General features: G+C 57.6%; 17 protein-coding genes and 1 riboswitch. Of the genes, 8 read left to right on the top strand and 9 right to left on the bottom strand.

Annotated features, from left to right (window positions below):
* Positions 1-184 precede the first annotated feature (184 nt).
* The gene (locus tag FY156_06680; protein UXS01198.1) at positions 185-931 is read right to left on the bottom strand and encodes an SDR family oxidoreductase; all 747 of its coding nucleotides are present in this window, start codon (positions 929-931) and stop codon (positions 185-187) included.
* Positions 932-984: 53 nt separating this feature from the next.
* Positions 985-1419 (bottom strand): winged helix-turn-helix transcriptional regulator, encoded by a 435-nt coding sequence (locus FY156_06675; protein ID UXS01197.1) that lies wholly within the window; start codon positions 1417-1419, stop codon positions 985-987.
* A 364-nt stretch (positions 1420-1783) separates the two neighbouring features.
* Here FY156_06675 and FY156_06670 point away from each other — a divergent pair, with 364 nt between their 5' ends.
* The gene (locus tag FY156_06670; GenBank protein UXS01196.1) at positions 1784-3121 is read left to right on the top strand and encodes a hypothetical protein; all 1338 of its coding nucleotides are present in this window, start codon (positions 1784-1786) and stop codon (positions 3119-3121) included.
* Positions 3122-3352: 231 nt separating this feature from the next.
* Here the strand turns inward: FY156_06670 and FY156_06665 are convergent, their stop codons facing one another.
* Entirely contained in the window at positions 3353-3913 is a 561-nt protein-coding gene (locus FY156_06665; protein UXS01195.1) for a peroxiredoxin, read from the bottom strand.
* 167 nt (positions 3914-4080) lie between these two features.
* Entirely contained in the window at positions 4081-4908 is an 828-nt protein-coding gene (locus tag FY156_06660; protein ID UXS01194.1) for an oxidoreductase, read from the bottom strand.
* Positions 4909-4983: 75 nt separating this feature from the next.
* Between FY156_06660 and FY156_06655 the strand changes: the two genes are divergently transcribed.
* The 5 genes from FY156_06655 (at position 4984) to FY156_06635 (ending at position 8633) form a co-directional block, all read left to right on the top strand.
* Positions 4984-5895 (top strand): AraC family transcriptional regulator, encoded by a 912-nt coding sequence (locus tag FY156_06655; protein ID UXS01193.1) that lies wholly within the window; start codon positions 4984-4986, stop codon positions 5893-5895.
* Positions 5896-6198: 303 nt separating this feature from the next.
* A complete protein-coding gene (locus tag FY156_06650; protein ID UXS03046.1) occupies positions 6199-6954 on the top strand; it encodes a cysteine hydrolase in 756 nt (251 codons plus the stop codon).
* A 68-nt stretch (positions 6955-7022) separates the two neighbouring features.
* The gene (locus FY156_06645; protein ID UXS01192.1) at positions 7023-7589 is read left to right on the top strand and encodes a helix-turn-helix domain-containing protein; all 567 of its coding nucleotides are present in this window, start codon (positions 7023-7025) and stop codon (positions 7587-7589) included.
* Positions 7590-7667: 78 nt separating this feature from the next.
* Complete coding sequence (locus FY156_06640) at positions 7668-8186, top strand: N-acetyltransferase (GenBank protein UXS01191.1); 519 nt, start codon at positions 7668-7670, stop codon at positions 8184-8186.
* Between the two features lie 6 nt (positions 8187-8192).
* A complete protein-coding gene (locus FY156_06635) occupies positions 8193-8633 on the top strand; it encodes an EamA-like transporter family protein (GenBank protein ID UXS01190.1) in 441 nt (146 codons plus the stop codon).
* Positions 8634-8758: 125 nt separating this feature from the next.
* Here the strand turns inward: FY156_06635 and FY156_06630 are convergent, their stop codons facing one another.
* Entirely contained in the window at positions 8759-9646 is an 888-nt protein-coding gene (locus FY156_06630) for a LysR family transcriptional regulator (GenBank protein UXS01189.1), read from the bottom strand.
* 2 nt (positions 9647-9648) lie between these two features.
* Positions 9649-10485, bottom strand: a complete 837-nt coding sequence (locus tag FY156_06625; GenBank protein ID UXS01188.1) for an acyl-CoA thioesterase — start codon at positions 10483-10485, stop codon at positions 9649-9651.
* 98 nt (positions 10486-10583) lie between these two features.
* Positions 10584-10787: riboswitch (cobalamin riboswitch) on the bottom strand.
* 222 nt (positions 10788-11009) lie between these two features.
* Here FY156_06625 and FY156_06620 point away from each other — a divergent pair.
* Both FY156_06620 and FY156_06615 read left to right on the top strand, forming a co-directional pair.
* Entirely contained in the window at positions 11010-11993 is a 984-nt protein-coding gene (locus FY156_06620) for a DUF1852 domain-containing protein (protein ID UXS01187.1), read from the top strand.
* 28 nt (positions 11994-12021) lie between these two features.
* Positions 12022-13050: a methionine synthase gene (locus FY156_06615; GenBank protein ID UXS01186.1), complete on the top strand. Its 1029-nt coding sequence runs from the start codon at positions 12022-12024 to the stop codon at positions 13048-13050.
* Between the two features lie 80 nt (positions 13051-13130).
* Here FY156_06615 and FY156_06610 read toward each other — a convergent pair whose 3' ends face one another.
* The 3 genes from FY156_06610 to FY156_06600 all read right to left on the bottom strand — a co-directional run bounded on the left by FY156_06610 (position 13131) and on the right by FY156_06600 (position 15373).
* On the bottom strand, positions 13131-13616 hold the full coding sequence (locus FY156_06610) for a hypothetical protein (protein ID UXS01185.1): 486 nt from the start codon (positions 13614-13616) through the stop codon (positions 13131-13133).
* Positions 13617-13804: 188 nt separating this feature from the next.
* Complete coding sequence (locus FY156_06605; GenBank protein UXS01184.1) at positions 13805-14395, bottom strand: TetR/AcrR family transcriptional regulator; 591 nt, start codon at positions 14393-14395, stop codon at positions 13805-13807.
* 333 nt (positions 14396-14728) lie between these two features.
* Complete coding sequence (locus FY156_06600) at positions 14729-15373, bottom strand: DUF3885 domain-containing protein (protein UXS01183.1); 645 nt, start codon at positions 15371-15373, stop codon at positions 14729-14731.
* Between the last annotated feature and the right edge of the window lie 107 nt (positions 15374-15480).

The following is a 15480-nucleotide window of genomic DNA, read 5'->3' as shown; positions in this document are numbered from 1 at the left end:
AATGCCCCATCGTAAATGATGTGTCTTATCAAACGCAACGACCGATGTTGGTTCAGCGCCGTAGGCCCGAACCAGACATTACAGCCACCAGAGATGTCATATTCCGTTTTCAATACAGGGCAGGGCATTCAGAAAACCGGGAGGCGGAACGGATTTGTCTCGCTCCCCGGCATCGACCCGCATGTCACCAGTTTTTCTGAACCAGTTCGCCCTGTGGCGAACAACTGTAAAAGCCGGCCGATGGTCCGAACGCGTGAGCCATTGCCAGTGCGACGGCCGGGCGCGCGCCAATTTCAGGCGGGTGCCCGGCGCCGTTCCCCGTCATGTCAGTGGATGTCAGGCCCGGATCTACCGCATTCACCTTGATCCCTTCGCGATCGAGTTCTTTTGCCAGCTTCACGGTCAGCATGTTGAGCGCCGTCTTCGATGCGCAGTAACCGCCGAACCCCACATTCCATGTCTCGCTTCGCATATCGAGAGAATCTGCGAGCGAACTGAGGCCGCTGCTCATCATGACGATTCGCGCCGCCTCTGATCTGCGCAGCAATGGAAGGAAGGCCTGAGTGACGCGTAATGCGCCAAACACGTTGGTCTCGAACATCCGCCTGATCTCATCGATCGATTCCTCCGCTAGGGAAAGCGGTGGTCCGAACATGAGCCCGGCGTTATTGACCAGAACATCGAGACTGCCCGTCTCGCCGTCGATGGTTTGAACGGCGGCGGCAACGCTTGCCTCATCCGTCACATCGAGCTGGACTGCACGCGCTTCAATGCCCTCGCTCTGCAATTGATGCGCCGCTGCATCTGCGCGCGACAAATCCCTGCATCCAAGCCAGACCAGCAGGCCATTCGTGCCAAGCTGCCGGGCAATAGCGAAGCCGATGCCCTTGTTTGCGCCTGTGACGAGTGCGGAAGACGGTGCCTTGCTCATTTCATATCCCTGACAGTTTCGGTGTCAGCGATATACTACGAATCTCGTATTATTCAATTATCGTATTTTGCGATTTTGTCCGTCAGACGAAGAAACGCGATCCGATCAGTATCATCGAGCGCCTCCAGCATTGCCCGGCAGGAGGCTCTGTAACCGTCCATGTAACCCGCAACAGCGTCTTTCCCATTTGGTGTGAGTGTGAGAGCGACCGATCGACGGTCGGCCTCTGGCCTGTTCCGCTCGATCATGTCCCGGCGCACCAGCCGGTCGGCCGAGGACGACATTGTCGTCAGCGCGACCTGAATGTGGCGCGCGACGTCTCCCAGGCTGCATTCGGGACATTCGTTGATGAACAGAAGGACCTGAATGTCGAGCGCATTAAGCCCGTTCTGCATCGCGGCGGCCGCCTCGGCCACCTTGAACCGGCGGGTGAAGCGCTCAAAAGCGATGGCAAGTTGTTCGGTTTGTTCGACTGTGGGTTCTGTCATTCCCGGTATTAAGCATTTCCGCATCGTAAACGTAAGCCTCGGGCGAGAGGATATCTCCGTGTCAATGCCTTGTGCGAATCGAGCGTGCACATGTCTCGAACCGAGGTGAAGATGTGGCATCTCCCGCTCAGACGGCCTTTTCGACGTGGTTTTCAGGCGCCGCAAACAGAGTGCTATTTTCACGAAAACATTGCGCGGATCGCCTGCAATCGGGCGGCGGGGCGGGGAACAATTGGGGTGGCGCTCACGTTATGCGATGCTCTGTAACCCAATATGAATTCCCAAGACGCGCGAATTTAGGCATCACATGATCCAGAAGTCGGTTAGCCGACGCTCGAAGTCTTGAATGAAGAATGTTTGAAAAATGAAAAACTCGTCCTCTCAGCAGCAGCTTCCCGAAAACACTGTTTTCAAGAGCGGTGATATCTTCGTCCTTTTTGGCGAACTTTTCGGACGTGGTTACGCCACGGGACTGCTCGATGAAGCGCGCAAGGCGGGAATGAAGATCGTCGGCATCACGGTCGGCCGTCGCAACGAAGATAACACTCTGCGTCCGCTTGACGCGGAAGAGCTGGCAGCGGCCGAAGAGCGGCTGGGCGGCAAGATCATCAATATCCCGCTCATGGCAGGTTTTGATCTCGATGCCCCGGAAGGCGGACAGACGCCAACCGATCTTCTGGCGGACATGTCGCTTACAAGCTGGGAAGACGACAAGCTCGACTGGAGCTACATCGAGCAATGTCAGAACATTTCCGCCAAGCGTTTCACGGACGCGCTGACGCAGGTGATGGCCGAACTCGACGGGATGATCGGCAAGGGTCAGAACGTGTTTTTTGCGCACACGATGGCGGGCGGCATACCGAAAGCAAAGGTGTTCCTGGTTCTCGCAAACCGTATCTACAAGGGCACCGGGGCAAGGCACATGTCGTCTCAGGCTCTCATCGAGAGTGATCTGGGCAAGCTGATCCTGAAGAATTTCGACGCGGTGTCGGCAGATACGTTCGGCCATCTGATCGAATTCAGCTCTGCCATTCGTGAGCGTGTCGAAGCGTCTGGTTGCCAGGTCCGCTACACGGCCTATGGCTATCACGGCAGCGAAATCCTCATCGATGGCGAATATCGCTGGCAGACCTACACCAACTATACGCAGGGCTACGCAAAGATGCGGCTCGAGGGTATAGCCGAGCGGGCATGGGCGGCTGGAATCAAGGCATCGGTCTATAATTGCCCGGAAATCCGGACGAACTCTTCCGACGTGTTCACGGGTATCGAACTGCCTTTGATCCCGCTTCTGCTGGCTTTGAAAAAAGAAGGCGGTGCGGAATGGGCGCGGGAACAATGGCAGGCATGCCAGGCTCTGCTGGCCGACAACGTCACCCTCGACGACGTTATGGACAAGATCAGAACCATGCAGGCCAGCGATGTGATGATCCCGTTCTACAATTTCTCGGCATGGCCGATGCCGAACAGCCAGGCTCAGGCCGATCTCACCATCGGCACGTCACACGAGATCACGCAGATGCACCGCGATGGCAAGTCACTGATCAGTGATCACCTGAGCACATTCGTGGTGGAAGCAACCGGGCAGTTGATTTTCAGATCGTCCAGCGCACCTTCCGGACCGGTGCAATGGCTCAATCACGATATCGTCGCCCGACAGCTCAACGCGACCCACGATCGGGCGCGCAGCAAGGCGGCGTGATAAGCCGCCATCTAACGAGAATCTCCAGACATGAATCAGACCCTTCGCGAACCACATCTCGAAGGGTCTTTTTTGATGGATGTTACGCGACAGTCGTGTCGGCGCTCGCGTTGATACGAGCCCGGAAAAGCTGGACCCGTTCCTTGCGTCCGCCCCTTAAAAACATGCCATCGGCCGGCATAATTCCAAGGACACTGAAAGCCGGGGCTGGCAACGCTGGCATCGATCGGTTCATGAATTTCTATTGGCTTTCAACCAGGCAATCACGGCATCCGCGTTGTTTTCTGGCGGATGAACGGGGTAGAAGACGTGCCTGATCACCCCTGTCTCGATAATCATCGTCAGCCTTTTCAGCAATGTCATGCCGCCAGCCTGAAACGTTGGCAGACGAAGGGCTGATGCCAGACGAAGCGAATGGTCGGAGAGCAGGGGAAAGGGCAGGTGAAGCCGTTCGGCCGCTTCTCGTTGATAGTCCGTGGTCTGCGTTGAGAGGCCAAACAGATGCGTTGCTCCCACGGCCTTCAGTTCGGCGAAATGGTCCCGGAAGGCGCAGGATTGCGGTGTGCAGCCTCTCGCACCGGGAATGGCATCCCATCCATCAATCGCCTTGCCTCCGGGCGGGCTCGTCCGAGGGTAGGCATAGACCACCGACAAGCCCGGTCCGCGAAGATTGACGGCCGTACCATCCGTTGCCTCCAGCACGACGTCAGGCAATTCCATGCCAGACAAATGCCTGGCTGCCCCATCATCGTGTGGTGTCAGTAATGCCTCATCCTGATCGCGCTCAACCATCACCGCCCGTTGCCCTTCCTGTGTGCAATTCAGCGAAACTAGACAATTTCCATGCCGCCGCAATGTGTGAGGATTGATACGTAGCCGGCTTTTTTTCTGGCTGGCTTTCGGCCCGAAGCGGTCGCAGCCTCGGGCCGCGATATGGCGCGGTCTGGCGCTCCGTTCCGTCAACCGTCTGTCGAACGGGTGAGCGGCTCCCAGTCGTCTATCTCCTGCAGCATCGCCTGAAGCCGCTTGCGGACCAGACCAAGGGCATCGCTACCGAGAAGCAGTTGCGGTGGGGGATTTTCGGAGGCGACAAGGGTCAGGACCGCATCGGCAAGTTTGTCCGGATCGCCGAGTTGCGCGCCGTGTTTGTTCTGTCGCGCCTCGCGGATCGGATCAAACAGCGCGTCATACTCCGCGATGGAGCGCTCTGTGCGGACCATGGAGCGTCCGGCCCAGTCGGTGCGGAAGGAGCCGGGGCAGAGCGCTGTTACGTGCACCCCGAATGGCGCCATCTCGGCACGCATCACCTCAGATATGCCCTGCAACGCAAACTTGCTGCCGCAGTAATAGGCAATACCCGGCATGGTGATTAAACCACCCATGGAGGTGACGTTGACGACGAACCCCGAGCGCCGCTTACGGAACCGCGGCAGGAAAGCCTTGGCCACAGCGACCGCGCCGAACACGTTGACGTCGAACTGGCGTTGCATCTCGGACAGCGGGGATTCTTCCAGCACTCCCTCGTGCCCGTAACCGGCATTGTTGATCAGGACGTCGACCGGGCCGAAATCCTCCTCGGCCTGCTGGACGGTTGCCTCGATGCGGTCGAAATCGGTAACGTCGCACAACACAACGCGGGATCGGGGAAGACGCTCGCTGAGAGCGGAGCGCGCCGCCTCCGAGCGAACCGTGCCGATCACCTCATGTCCGGCCTCAAGCGCTGCCCGGGCGACGGCGAACCCGAACCCCGAATTGGCGCCAGTGATGAAGAAAGTCCTGGCATTCATGAAAGAGCCCTCACTTTTGCTTTTCGATGAATTGACAGATAGTCTGGGCGTTCGAGGCAAAATAGTGCAGATCCTATGATAGAATTGCTCAATCCTATTGATGTTGACGATCTCACGGCGCAGGCGTCTAAGCTCGCGTCGCGCCCCGGCTACAATCCCACCGCGCTGGCAGGCATGCGCATCCTGCGCTCCGAAGCCATTCTGGAGGACGTGCCAGTGCTGTATCGGCCCGGTGCGGTCTTTGTGCTGCAAGGCGCGAAACAGGGTTTTCTGGATGGGCAGGTCTATCGCTACGATGCCGATCATTACCTCGGCGTGTCGGTGCCAGTTCCGTTCCGGATGGCGTCGCAAGCCAGCCCTGAACGGCCCTTGCTGGCACTTTATGTCGAATTCGACCTGCCTCTCGCCGCAGAGATTGCCGTGATGCTGGAAGAGCGGGGAACCCCCGTGCAGGAACAGGCGCGCAGCCTTGTTTCAAGCCCGATAACTCCGAGGATGCGGGAGCTTCTGAGCAGGACCCTTCGGGTGCTCGCCGATCCGCAGGAAAGTGCAATCCTCGGGCCCTGCTTGAAGCGGGAACTGCACTATCTGGTGCTCGTCGGCCCGCAGGGAAATGCTCTACGGGCGGCCCTGCGTCAGCGGGGGACCACCGGCCGGATCGTTGAAAGTCTCGCGCGCATTCGCGCCTCGTTCTCCTCGGAACTTTCCGTGCCGGCTCTGGCCACCGAGGCCGGAATGAGTGTTCCGTCCTATCACGCCCACTTCAAGGCCCTGACAGGCACATCGCCGGTTCGCTATCTCAAGGCGATGCGGCTGCACGAAGCGCGCCTGATGATCGCCCGCAACCATGGACCCGTGGCCACGGTTGCAGCCGAAGTCGGCTATACGAGCGCCGCCCATTTCAGCCGCGATTTTCGCCAGTATTTCGGGCGCAGTGCCACCGAGGAAGCCCGCTGGATGAGGGCACATCTGGGCGAAGCCACATGACGACAGGCCCCGGAAACCCTGGTCGCTTAAGCGCAATCCACCTTCTTGCCCAATCTGACCTGGCCGGTGTCTCCTTTCGACCCATTGCAGTCATGGTGTGCACTCAAATGTTGCTCGTGATAAACGAAATAGTGTTGTGAGAATTGGTTGGAGGCGAATCCATATTACTATAGTAATACGTTGTGTTATTAAATTGGCACATCGATTGCATCTATCCTCACGTACCTCGGAATGCTCCGCGGGCGAAACACTCGTTAACGTGAGGAAAACATGGAAAATGTCATCGCAACTCGTCGAGCCGCAATGCTCGGATCACTGGGCCTCGCCGCAGCCGTCGCTGGCGCGTCCAGAGCAAAAGCCAACCAGACTGCCGCAAATGTAGGCGGCATCCACGCCATTCCCGAACTTGCTCCTCAGTGGAAAGAACTCGATCTCGCCGAAATCCTGTCGCGGCCGGCCGCATATTGCTCGGTAAGCCAGAACAAGTCCTGCTACGATCCGGGCGGCGTGCAGGCCGCTGAGGGACATCGCGAACGCGGCAGCCTTCCGGCAACGGTCAAAGTGGTCGAAGCCGCCCGCAAGGCAAAGAATTTCGTATCCTTCAATTGGATCGGCTACGAGGTCTTCCGCCAGGATTACCCGGTGAACGACTTCGACCGCGTGCAGTTCAGTTCATGGACAAAGGGACTCAAGTGGACAAAGGAAGAGCAGGCACGCGACAACGAACTCGTGGGAGAACTCAAGGCCCTGGTTCAACCGGGCGACAACGAGTTCAACGAGCGCGCCCTCCAGACAGCGTTCATCGGAACTCAGCTACCGCTCGAATTGTCGCGTAAGAAGGTCGAGGTGATCGTGCTCACGGGCATCCATCTCGATTGGTGCATCGAAGGCAATGCGCGTCTCGCCCGTGATAACGGATACCTTCCCATCGTCATCGGCGACGCTTGTGGTTGCCAGAAGCCCGAACAGGAGAAGGCGGCGATGGAGCGCATCAACAACTTCTTCGCTCCCGTCATCTCGTCGGAAACCTTCGTCAAGCTGCTCAAGCAGTCCATTTGATCCTGCAGGGGCGTCGTCGTTGGGCGACGCCCCTTGAAGACCAAACACGGGTCTACTATTGTAGCACGATGAGCAAAGAAGATAATATGGATCAACGCATCGGTGCCCGCATTCGAACCGAGCGCGAAAGCCGGGGATGGTCGTTGAGCGACCTTGCGGAAAAGGCGTCGGTCTCCCGCGCCATGGTCTACAAAGTCGAGCGGGGCGAAAGCAGTCCCACCGCCAATATGCTGGGGAAGCTTTCAGGGGCATTCGGACTGAGCATGTCCACCTTGATGGCGCGCGCCGAGATACAGCAGGGTCGCCTCCTCAGGAAGGCGGATCAGCCGACTTGGACCGATCCGGAGACGGGATATCTTCGACGCCACGTTTCTCCGCGTTCGGACATGCCACTGGACCTCGTTAATGTCACACTACCCGCTGGCAAGGACGTGCCCATGCCGGCCTCGGCATATGCCTTCCTGCGCCAGCTCGTCTGGGTGCTTTCGGGCGAGCTCGTGTTCATTGAAGGCCAAACCCGACATGAGATGAAGGAAGGCGATTGCCTTGAGCTTGGGCCGCCAACGGACTGCCTGTTCAAGAACGAGAGCGGTCACGATTGCGTCTACGCGGTTGCAGCCCTGACAGTCTCCTAATCGAGCAAAATCGGCTTGATCTCCATTGTTTAATATAGTAGACAATAGTCCATTATATTAACAAAAATGGAAGTGACCATGGATATCCGCGACGCCGTAGAGGCCGACATTCCCGCCATCACCGACATCTACAATCACGCGGTCGTCAACACGACTGCAATCTGGAACGATACCGAAGTTGATTTCACCAACAGGAAGAACTGGGTGGCCGATCGCACGAAGCTCGGCTATCCGGTCCTCGTCGCCGTCGACGATAATGGTCAGGTTGTAGGCTATGCTTCCTTCGGAGATTGGCGAGCCTTCGACGGATACCGACACACTGTCGAGCATTCCGTTTATGTCAGGGTAGATCAGCGTGGCAAGGGCACGGGCAAGATGCTCATGACCGCCCTCATCGAGCGGGCGCGCAGCATCGGCAAGCATGTCATGGTCGCCGGGATTGAAGCGGAGAACCTCGGTTCCGTTCGCCTCCATGAAAAGCTCGGCTTCGAGCATGTCGGCCACCTCAGGCAGGTCGGAACCAAGTTCGACAGGTGGCTCGATCTCGCCTTCATGCAGTTAACCCTCGATCCGAACGGTTCACCGAACAGGCGGTGAGGAAAAATGCCTTCCACCGTATTCGTACTGTTGGCGGCCGCAGGTGCCGCACTCGTGGCGCAAAACATGTTGATGGCCCGCATCTCCGAAAGTTCTTCGACAATCCTCATCCCATTGGTGCTGAACTCCGCAGTCGGTCTATTTGCGCTTCTTGGGCTATTGATTGCACGATCAGGCATGACCGGGGTTCAGGAGGCGTTGAGCTCCTTCAAGGTCTGGAATGTGCTGCCGGGACTTCTCGGATCGTTCTTCGTGTTCGCCAGCATATTTGGGTACCAACGTCTCGGGGCCGCGGCGACGATAGCGACGCTTGTCGGCACCCAACTGGCCTTCGGGTTGGCAATCGACATTTTCAGAACCGGAAATATCCGGGGCTACGAAGGTGCAATGGTGGGCGCTCTTCTTCTTGCAATTGGGGCTAGCCTTATCGTGTTCCGATCAAACTGACGTATCCAGCCCATATTGGAATTGATCCATCCTACCCACAATTTCTGGCATGGGCATGACCGCTTTTGGCGCGATGCCGCCCTAACCACATTCGGCCGCAGGCGGTCACTCATGCCTCCAACGCGTCAGGCTGATGTCTGGCGTGATGTTGCGAGAAACCCTGCGATGAAATCGACAGTGTCGTCACCGTCCCTGAAACCGAGATGGATGCTTTTGCGGATGCCGGGTTGGCCGATGCGGACGGGATGGACACCGAGTGTTGCGGCTTCGCGACGCACGAGCCAGTTCGGGATGGCGCTGACGCCTCGACCTGCTGCGACGAGCTGAAGCATCATTTCCGTTGTCTCGACATTGCGGTGGTGGCGCGGGCGGGCGTTGGCGGGCACGAGGAACTGCGTGAAGACATCCAGCCGCTCAGGCGGTACCGGATAGGTAAACAGCGTCTCATCCAGCAGGTCGACAGCTTCGGCGTGAGGTTTCTGCGCCAACGGGTGACCGGCCGGAACGGCGAGCACCAGTTCGTAATCGAACACCGACAGATACTGGATACCGGGTGCCTCGATCGGGTCCGGTGTGATCAGGATGTCGATCTCGTACCCCGTCAGAGCTGCGACCCCGCCGAAGGCGAAGGATGTCGTGAGTTCCAGATCGACGTCCGGCCAGTCCATGAGATAGGGCTTGGTCACCCCCATTAGCCACTGATGGCAGGGATGGCATTCCATGCCGATCTTCAGTGAGCCTCGCTGGCCATGCCGATAATCCGACAGCACATTCTCAGCCCTTTCGATCTGCGGAAGAACACGCTGCGCCAGCCGGACGATGTAGCGACCGGCCTCGGTGAGACGCAGGTTTCGACCGTATTTCTCCCACATCGCCACACCGTAGCGCTCCTCAAGTTTGCGGATCGTGTGGCTGAGCGCAGACTGCGAGACGTTCAGCCTTTCCGCCGCAGCCGTCAGGCTGCCCAGGCGGTCGACTTCACGCAGGATCGAAAGATGTTGCCTGTCGAGCATGATTATTCCCACCCCTTGTCAAAGAGCGCGCTCACCGCAGGAGCGTCGTCGCGGACAGGAACTGGCCGGTGTTCCCTGTCGACCGCGACCATGGTGAAGTGTCCGGTCGCGGTAATGTGCCTCTCGCCCGTCATCAGGTTTTCGGACCAGAGTTTTGTCTGGATGGACATCGAACTCTTGCCCACGCGTTCGACCCGTGCCTCTGCCTCGACGATTTCACCGATCTCGATTGCTCGCGTGAAGTCGATGCGCTCGGATGACGCCAGCACCACCATCTGGCCGCAGTAGCGTGACGCTGCGACGAAAGCGGCCTTGGTCATGTAGGCGATTGCATCGCCCCCGAACATCCGGCCGACGCTGTTTGCCTGATCCGGAAAGACGATCTCGACCATGGCAACCACGTCGCTCGTCTCTGGCGGTTCCTCCGGGAGCAGGGCAGGCAAGGCGTAATGCGCGGCGTGCTCGCCCTCCGGCACAGCCACCATATGGAAGACCCCGCGTGTGCAGGTGTTTCGCTCCCGGCCGACAATGGTTTCCGCCACCATTTCCACCTCGACCGTCAGGGAGCGGCGACCGGCCTTGACGGGTTTGGCGCTGAATTCGATGACGTGCCCTATGCGGGCCGGCTGCCTGAAATCAATACGCTCGCAGGATGCGGTGACGAAGGGTGCCCGACCGAACCTCGTGGCCGCGATGAAGGCAACGCGATCCATGAGAGCAAGACCGGTTCCCCCGAAAAGGGTGCCGTGATGGTTGGTGTCTCCGGGAAAGACAATATCGATGAGGCGGGTTGTGGAGCCGTGCTGCGCACGCTTTCCTGTTGTCGGTGTCTCAGTCATCGGCCTTGCCATCAGGTTGCGGCCGGGCAGTGGCATGACGCAAAGACGAAGGCAGCAGAATGCCCATCGCGAAAGCGGCACTCCGGGACACCCCGCCCGTGGACGTTATCTATCGCGGCAGGTCTCCTGGCTTGCGGGTCGTTGCTTCGGTCCGTCTTCCCGAGGCAGGCCTCAGTGACTTCGATGGACTTTCGCTCGCCGCTTACAGTTGCGGGGGCAGCTTCGGTTTCAGGCAAAACCCTCACCGAATTCCCTCTTAGCTCCGGATTTGCATCCGCAGAACCACGATGACGAACCAATGTCGCATGTCGCCAAAATGGTCAAGGCATCTGCCACCGTGACCTCGCATCCACTCATGAAGCTGGCTCATGCTTCGATGAGATAATACCAATTTTTCCAGATCAGCGGCTCAGGCATAAGTCAGGCATGGCTCTCAACAACGGAGAGCATGAAATCTGCTGACCGAGAGAACCGATAGAGCACTTCATTCAGGTTCTGTCCCGGGATGAGGACACCATAACGCCATGACCAAAGATCTCACCTTCACGATCAAGCGTCTTGCCTTTGACGAGGATTATTGCCCGTCTGAAAGCACCCGTATCACCACCAACTTTGCCAATCTGGCAAGGGGCGAGAACCGGCGGGACAATCTTCGCAACGCCTTGAGGATGATCGACAACCGTTTCAACGACCTGGCGCACTGGGATAACCCCAGAGGTGATCGATATTCTATCGAGCTCGATATCATATCCGTCGAGATGAATGTCGGCACTGAAAACCATGGCGACGCATTCCCGATGATCGAGATTTTGAAGACGACGATCAACGATCAAAAAACCGGCGACCGTATCGAGGGTATCGTCGGAAACAATTTCTCCTCCTATGTCCGGGATTACGACTTCAGCGTGGTGCTGCCTGAGCACAACAGGGGGCGGTCCGAGTTCAGTACGCCAGACAATTTCGGTGATCTGCACGGCAAGCTTTTCAAGAGTTTCCTGAATTCTGATGCCTACAGGCAGCATTTTCCGAAGCCGCCTGTGATATGCCTGAGTGCGTCGAGCAGCAAAACCTATCGTCGGACCGGAAATCAGCATCCGGTACTGGGTATCGAATACCAGCAGGATGAACTGTCTTCGACAGACCTCTATTTCCAGAAAATGGGATTGCAGGTTCGATTTTTCATGCCGCCGAACAGCGTCGCGCCTTTCGCCCTATATTTCGTCGGCGACCTGCTGGCCGATTACACCAATCTTGAACTCATCAGCACCATCAGCACGATGGAGACGTTCCAGAAGATCTATCGGCCCGAAATCTATAACGCCAACTCAGCCGCCGGGGCCTGTTATCAGCCCAGCCTGAAGAACCAGGACTATTCCCTGACGCGAATTGTCTACGATCGCGAGGAACGCAGCCGGCTGGCTGTCGAACAGGGACGCTTTGCCGAGGAGCATTTCATCAAACCCTACAGGGCCATTCTCGAGCAATGGTCGGCCAATCACGCCCGCTGACGAACCCATGAACATAAGGTCGCATAACATGAAAAGACTGTTGCCCACGTCAACCGCCGGCAGCCTGCCCAAACCCTCCTGGCTGGCACAACCCGAGAAACTCTGGTCGCCCTGGAAACTGCAGGATGATGAACTCATCGAGGGCAAGCAGGATGCCCTGCGTCTGTCCCTCGACGATCAGTTGAAGGCGGGGATCGATATCGTCAGCGACGGCGAGCAGACGCGCCAGCACTTTGTGACGACGTTTGTCGAACACCTCAGCGGCGTCGATTTCGAAAAACGCGAGACGGTCCGGATTCGCAATCGCTACGATGCCAGCGTTCCGACGGTCGTTGGCGCGGTGTCTCGCCCAAAACCAGTCTTTGTGGAAGACGCCAAATTTCTGCGCCAGCAGACCACGCAACCCATCAAATGGGCTTTGCCTGGCCCCATGACGATGATCGATACGCTCTATGATGCGCATTACAAAAGCCGCGAAAAGCTGGCCTGGGAATTCGCCACGATCCTCAATGAGGAGGCGAGGGAACTGGAAGCCGCCGGTGTCGATATCATCCAGTTCGACGAGCCCGCATTCAATGTCTTCTTTGACGAAGTGAACGATTGGGGTGTTGCCACTCTCGAAAGGGCAATTGAAGGGCTCAAATGCGAAACCGCCGTCCACATCTGCTATGGCTACGGCATCAAGGCCAATACGGATTGGAAAAAGACCTTGGGGTCGGAGTGGCGGCAATATGAGGAATCCTTCCCCAAGCTGCAGAAATCCGGTGTCGATCTGATCTCGCTGGAGTGCCACAACTCGCACGTTCCGATCGATCTGATCGAACTCCTTCGCGGCAAAAAAGTCATGGTCGGGGCCATCGACGTGGCAAGCAACACAATCGAGACCCCTGAAGAGGTCGCCGATACGCTGCGAAAAGCCCTGCAGTTCGTCGACGCAGACAAGCTTTACCCCTGCACCAATTGCGGCATGGCTCCGCTGTCTCGTCAGATTGCAAGAGGCAAACTGAATGCCCTGGGCGCCGGGGCGGAAATCATCCGAAGAGAACTGTCGGCCTAGCGCTGACTGTTCAACGGGGGCAAGCCCAAAACAGGGCAGGTGGCTTGAGGATGTGGCAGCCACCTGCCCATACGGCTTTTTCAGCGCGGTTTGCCTGCGTAGCGGGCGAGATAGATGAACTGTGCGGCAAGGCCGAAGAGAAAGGTTGCGGCGACGGTGGCGAGGGCGATTTTCAGGATGATTGCATCGGGGCTGGCGGCGATCGGGTGACCGTCGGGAACGCGTCTCAGCGTCTCCGAGACGGAAGGCACCATCAGCAGAAAGACAGTGAGACTCAGAAGCAGCGTTTCCACGTACTTTTGAAGGCGGCCGAGGAAGGTCAGCCTGTGAACCGTGTAGCCGCCGATGAGACACAGCAATGTAACAAGCGCGATGGCCGGGCTGACGGGCGCCTTCGCAACGAGGAAAATGGTCAGGCTGCCGATCAGCATACAGATGAAATAGATGCGGCCGGCCAGACTGTCTGGCTTGATCCGCCCAAACCGGAAAATCATGTATGCCGCGGCAGGGATGGCCGGGAGGCTTCCCAGCGTATGCAGCCAGCCGAGTGGTGTTATTCCAAACATGTCAGTTCCTTTCGATCTGATTTCGGGTCTTGAGGAGGGGATCTCCCCGGTTCTCTCTGTTTTCTCCGCGCGGAAAGATACCGATCAGCAGGCGCCAAAGAGACAATCAACCTTCTAGTTGGTAGGTTGAGAGTGCGCGAATATTGGCGCGCGGCATAAGCTTTCGCCTGTCTACGGATGTCTCACGCTTATCCCTGGTGTTTCGGCCTCAGGTCTTCGAATGCGGCGGAGGTGACGACCGAGAATTTGGTCGCGTCGCCATAGGCACGGGCTGAAAGCATGGCACCGTGAACGGTGGCCATGAACAATTCCGCCTCGACCGCTGGCAGGCGTGAAATGTGGATGACACCCTGGCTTGCGGCGCGCTCGAATGTTCGGGTCAGCCAGCCAGAAAGAAGCTGGAAATAGGCTTTGACCTCAACGGCAACTTCCGGCGGCAGGAGAGGGAGCTCGCTGGCCAGCAGGGCACAGACGCAAAAGGGCCGGCTGCCATCATCGATGCATTTTGCCCAGTGGTCGGTATAGGTGCGCAACTGGTCCAGCGGGTGGGGCACATTCTGCTCGATCCCTGCAAAGCCGGTTTCGGCAGCAATGCGATAACGGCTGACAAGTGTTTGAACCAGATCGACCTTGCTGGGGAAATGGTGGTGAATGCTGGCTTTGCGGATACCGACGATATCGGCAATATCCGCGTAGCTGAAACCATTGTACCCGCCGGAAACGATGAGTTTCTGCGCGCAGGCGAGGATGTGATCGTAAGTGGAACCGACATTGTTCATGCGCACAACCTACCTTCTGGTAGGGAGGCTGTCAATTCTGCGAAACCGGTTTTATGGGATGGAGGCCTGTGGCCTGGACGGACTTGGTTGAAGAAGTGCAGAACCGAAAATCGAGCTGGAAAACTATGCCAGAAGCAAGGCTGATTCCTTACTTTTAGAACTTCGCAATCCATCATCGCAATGTCCACTGACAAGACCTGCGATCCCGGTGATCAGGGCAGGAAGAAATGGAGTAGCTCGACTTTCGCTCCTGAAGTCTGGCTTGGTGAACGCGGTCTTTTCTCCGGTACACGCGCGGCGAAGCTTCAGGCCCGCCGATAACTCATGACGCTGTCATCCCGCTACGAAAACCCGGTCCATTGCTGACCGATCATAGTCCAGCAGCCATGCTCCGAACTGATCGTAGAGGGGCTGCAGCGTGGCCTGATTCAAGGCGACAATATCCATACCCCTGTCGTCATAGGCTGTTGCGGCAATCCCTCGCTGAAAATCGACGATATAAATACGCAGGGACTGGTGGATTCTGGGCTCCATCGATAATTCCTGGGTGATGCTGGCCCAAAGGAGAGCGTTGATCTGATCCGGATCGTTGGGAAATTCCGCCTCGTGCCAATATCTGCGCCGGTAATCGCAGTCCTCATCGTCTAACTCTGTCCGCTCTGCCGGACCAAACTTGCCTTTGAAACCCATCGCAGACAAAGCTGAAAAACTTCTGCCAGCACGCGATGTCCGCCGGTCACGATCGAGATAGTCTATGACGGCAGTAAGGTGTGTCGATCCACGGAACAACGCACTCAAAATAGCTCTGGACCGATCCATTGCCTGAAGGAAACAGGCGGGGACTTCCGATATATTGTCTCCCAGATTGAAACGCAGAGCGAAATCTGTTTGGTAGAACAACGCATAGGGAAAGCCGCTCCAGCCAAAGACTTCAAAAACTCTTTGCGTCGGACGACCGGCCGCCTGTTCTATTCGCATTGCCTAGGGCACTCCACGTTCAAAGGGTTTCCCTGACGATTCCACCAACCTCGGCGATCGTTCAAGCGAGTTCCACAACCAGTAGCGTTTTCTTTCTGAGGCCGTAA

This window comes from Agrobacterium tumefaciens, from assembly GCA_025559845.1.
Classification (GTDB): domain Bacteria; phylum Pseudomonadota; class Alphaproteobacteria; order Rhizobiales; family Rhizobiaceae; genus Agrobacterium.
The sequence above is the reverse complement of the archived record's forward strand: the minus strand, read 5'-3'. Positions and strand labels throughout refer to the sequence as shown.

Bases quoted from the DNA above. Each gene is read 5' to 3' on its own strand.
- FY156_06660 (UXS01194.1), bottom strand. From the start codon at position 4,908: ATGAATGCCAGGACTTTCTTCATCACTGGCGCCAATTCGGGGTTCGGG.
- FY156_06615 (UXS01186.1), top strand. From the start codon at position 12,022: ATGAAAAGACTGTTGCCCACGTCAACCGCCGGCAGCCTGCCCAAACCC.
- FY156_06655 (UXS01193.1), top strand. From the start codon at position 4,984: ATGATAGAATTGCTCAATCCTATTGATGTTGACGATCTCACGGCGCAG.
- FY156_06625 (UXS01188.1), bottom strand. From the start codon at position 10,485: ATGACTGAGACACCGACAACAGGAAAGCGTGCGCAGCACGGCTCCACA.
- FY156_06610 (UXS01185.1), bottom strand. From the start codon at position 13,616: ATGTTTGGAATAACACCACTCGGCTGGCTGCATACGCTGGGAAGCCTC.
- FY156_06620 (UXS01187.1), top strand. From the start codon at position 11,010: ATGACCAAAGATCTCACCTTCACGATCAAGCGTCTTGCCTTTGACGAG.
- FY156_06630 (UXS01189.1), bottom strand. From the start codon at position 9,646: ATGCTCGACAGGCAACATCTTTCGATCCTGCGTGAAGTCGACCGCCTG.
- FY156_06605 (UXS01184.1), bottom strand. From the start codon at position 14,395: ATGAACAATGTCGGTTCCACTTACGATCACATCCTCGCCTGCGCGCAG.
- FY156_06680 (UXS01198.1), bottom strand. From the start codon at position 931: ATGAGCAAGGCACCGTCTTCCGCACTCGTCACAGGCGCAAACAAGGGC.
- FY156_06645 (UXS01192.1), top strand. From the start codon at position 7,023: ATGAGCAAAGAAGATAATATGGATCAACGCATCGGTGCCCGCATTCGA.
- FY156_06675 (UXS01197.1), bottom strand. From the start codon at position 1,419: ATGACAGAACCCACAGTCGAACAAACCGAACAACTTGCCATCGCTTTT.
- FY156_06640 (UXS01191.1), top strand. From the start codon at position 7,668: ATGGATATCCGCGACGCCGTAGAGGCCGACATTCCCGCCATCACCGAC.
- FY156_06635 (UXS01190.1), top strand. From the start codon at position 8,193: ATGCCTTCCACCGTATTCGTACTGTTGGCGGCCGCAGGTGCCGCACTC.
- FY156_06670 (UXS01196.1), top strand. From the start codon at position 1,784: ATGAAAAACTCGTCCTCTCAGCAGCAGCTTCCCGAAAACACTGTTTTC.
- FY156_06650 (UXS03046.1), top strand. From the start codon at position 6,199: ATGCTCGGATCACTGGGCCTCGCCGCAGCCGTCGCTGGCGCGTCCAGA.
- FY156_06600 (UXS01183.1), bottom strand. From the start codon at position 15,373: ATGCGAATAGAACAGGCGGCCGGTCGTCCGACGCAAAGAGTTTTTGAA.
- FY156_06665 (UXS01195.1), bottom strand. From the start codon at position 3,913: ATGGTTGAGCGCGATCAGGATGAGGCATTACTGACACCACACGATGAT.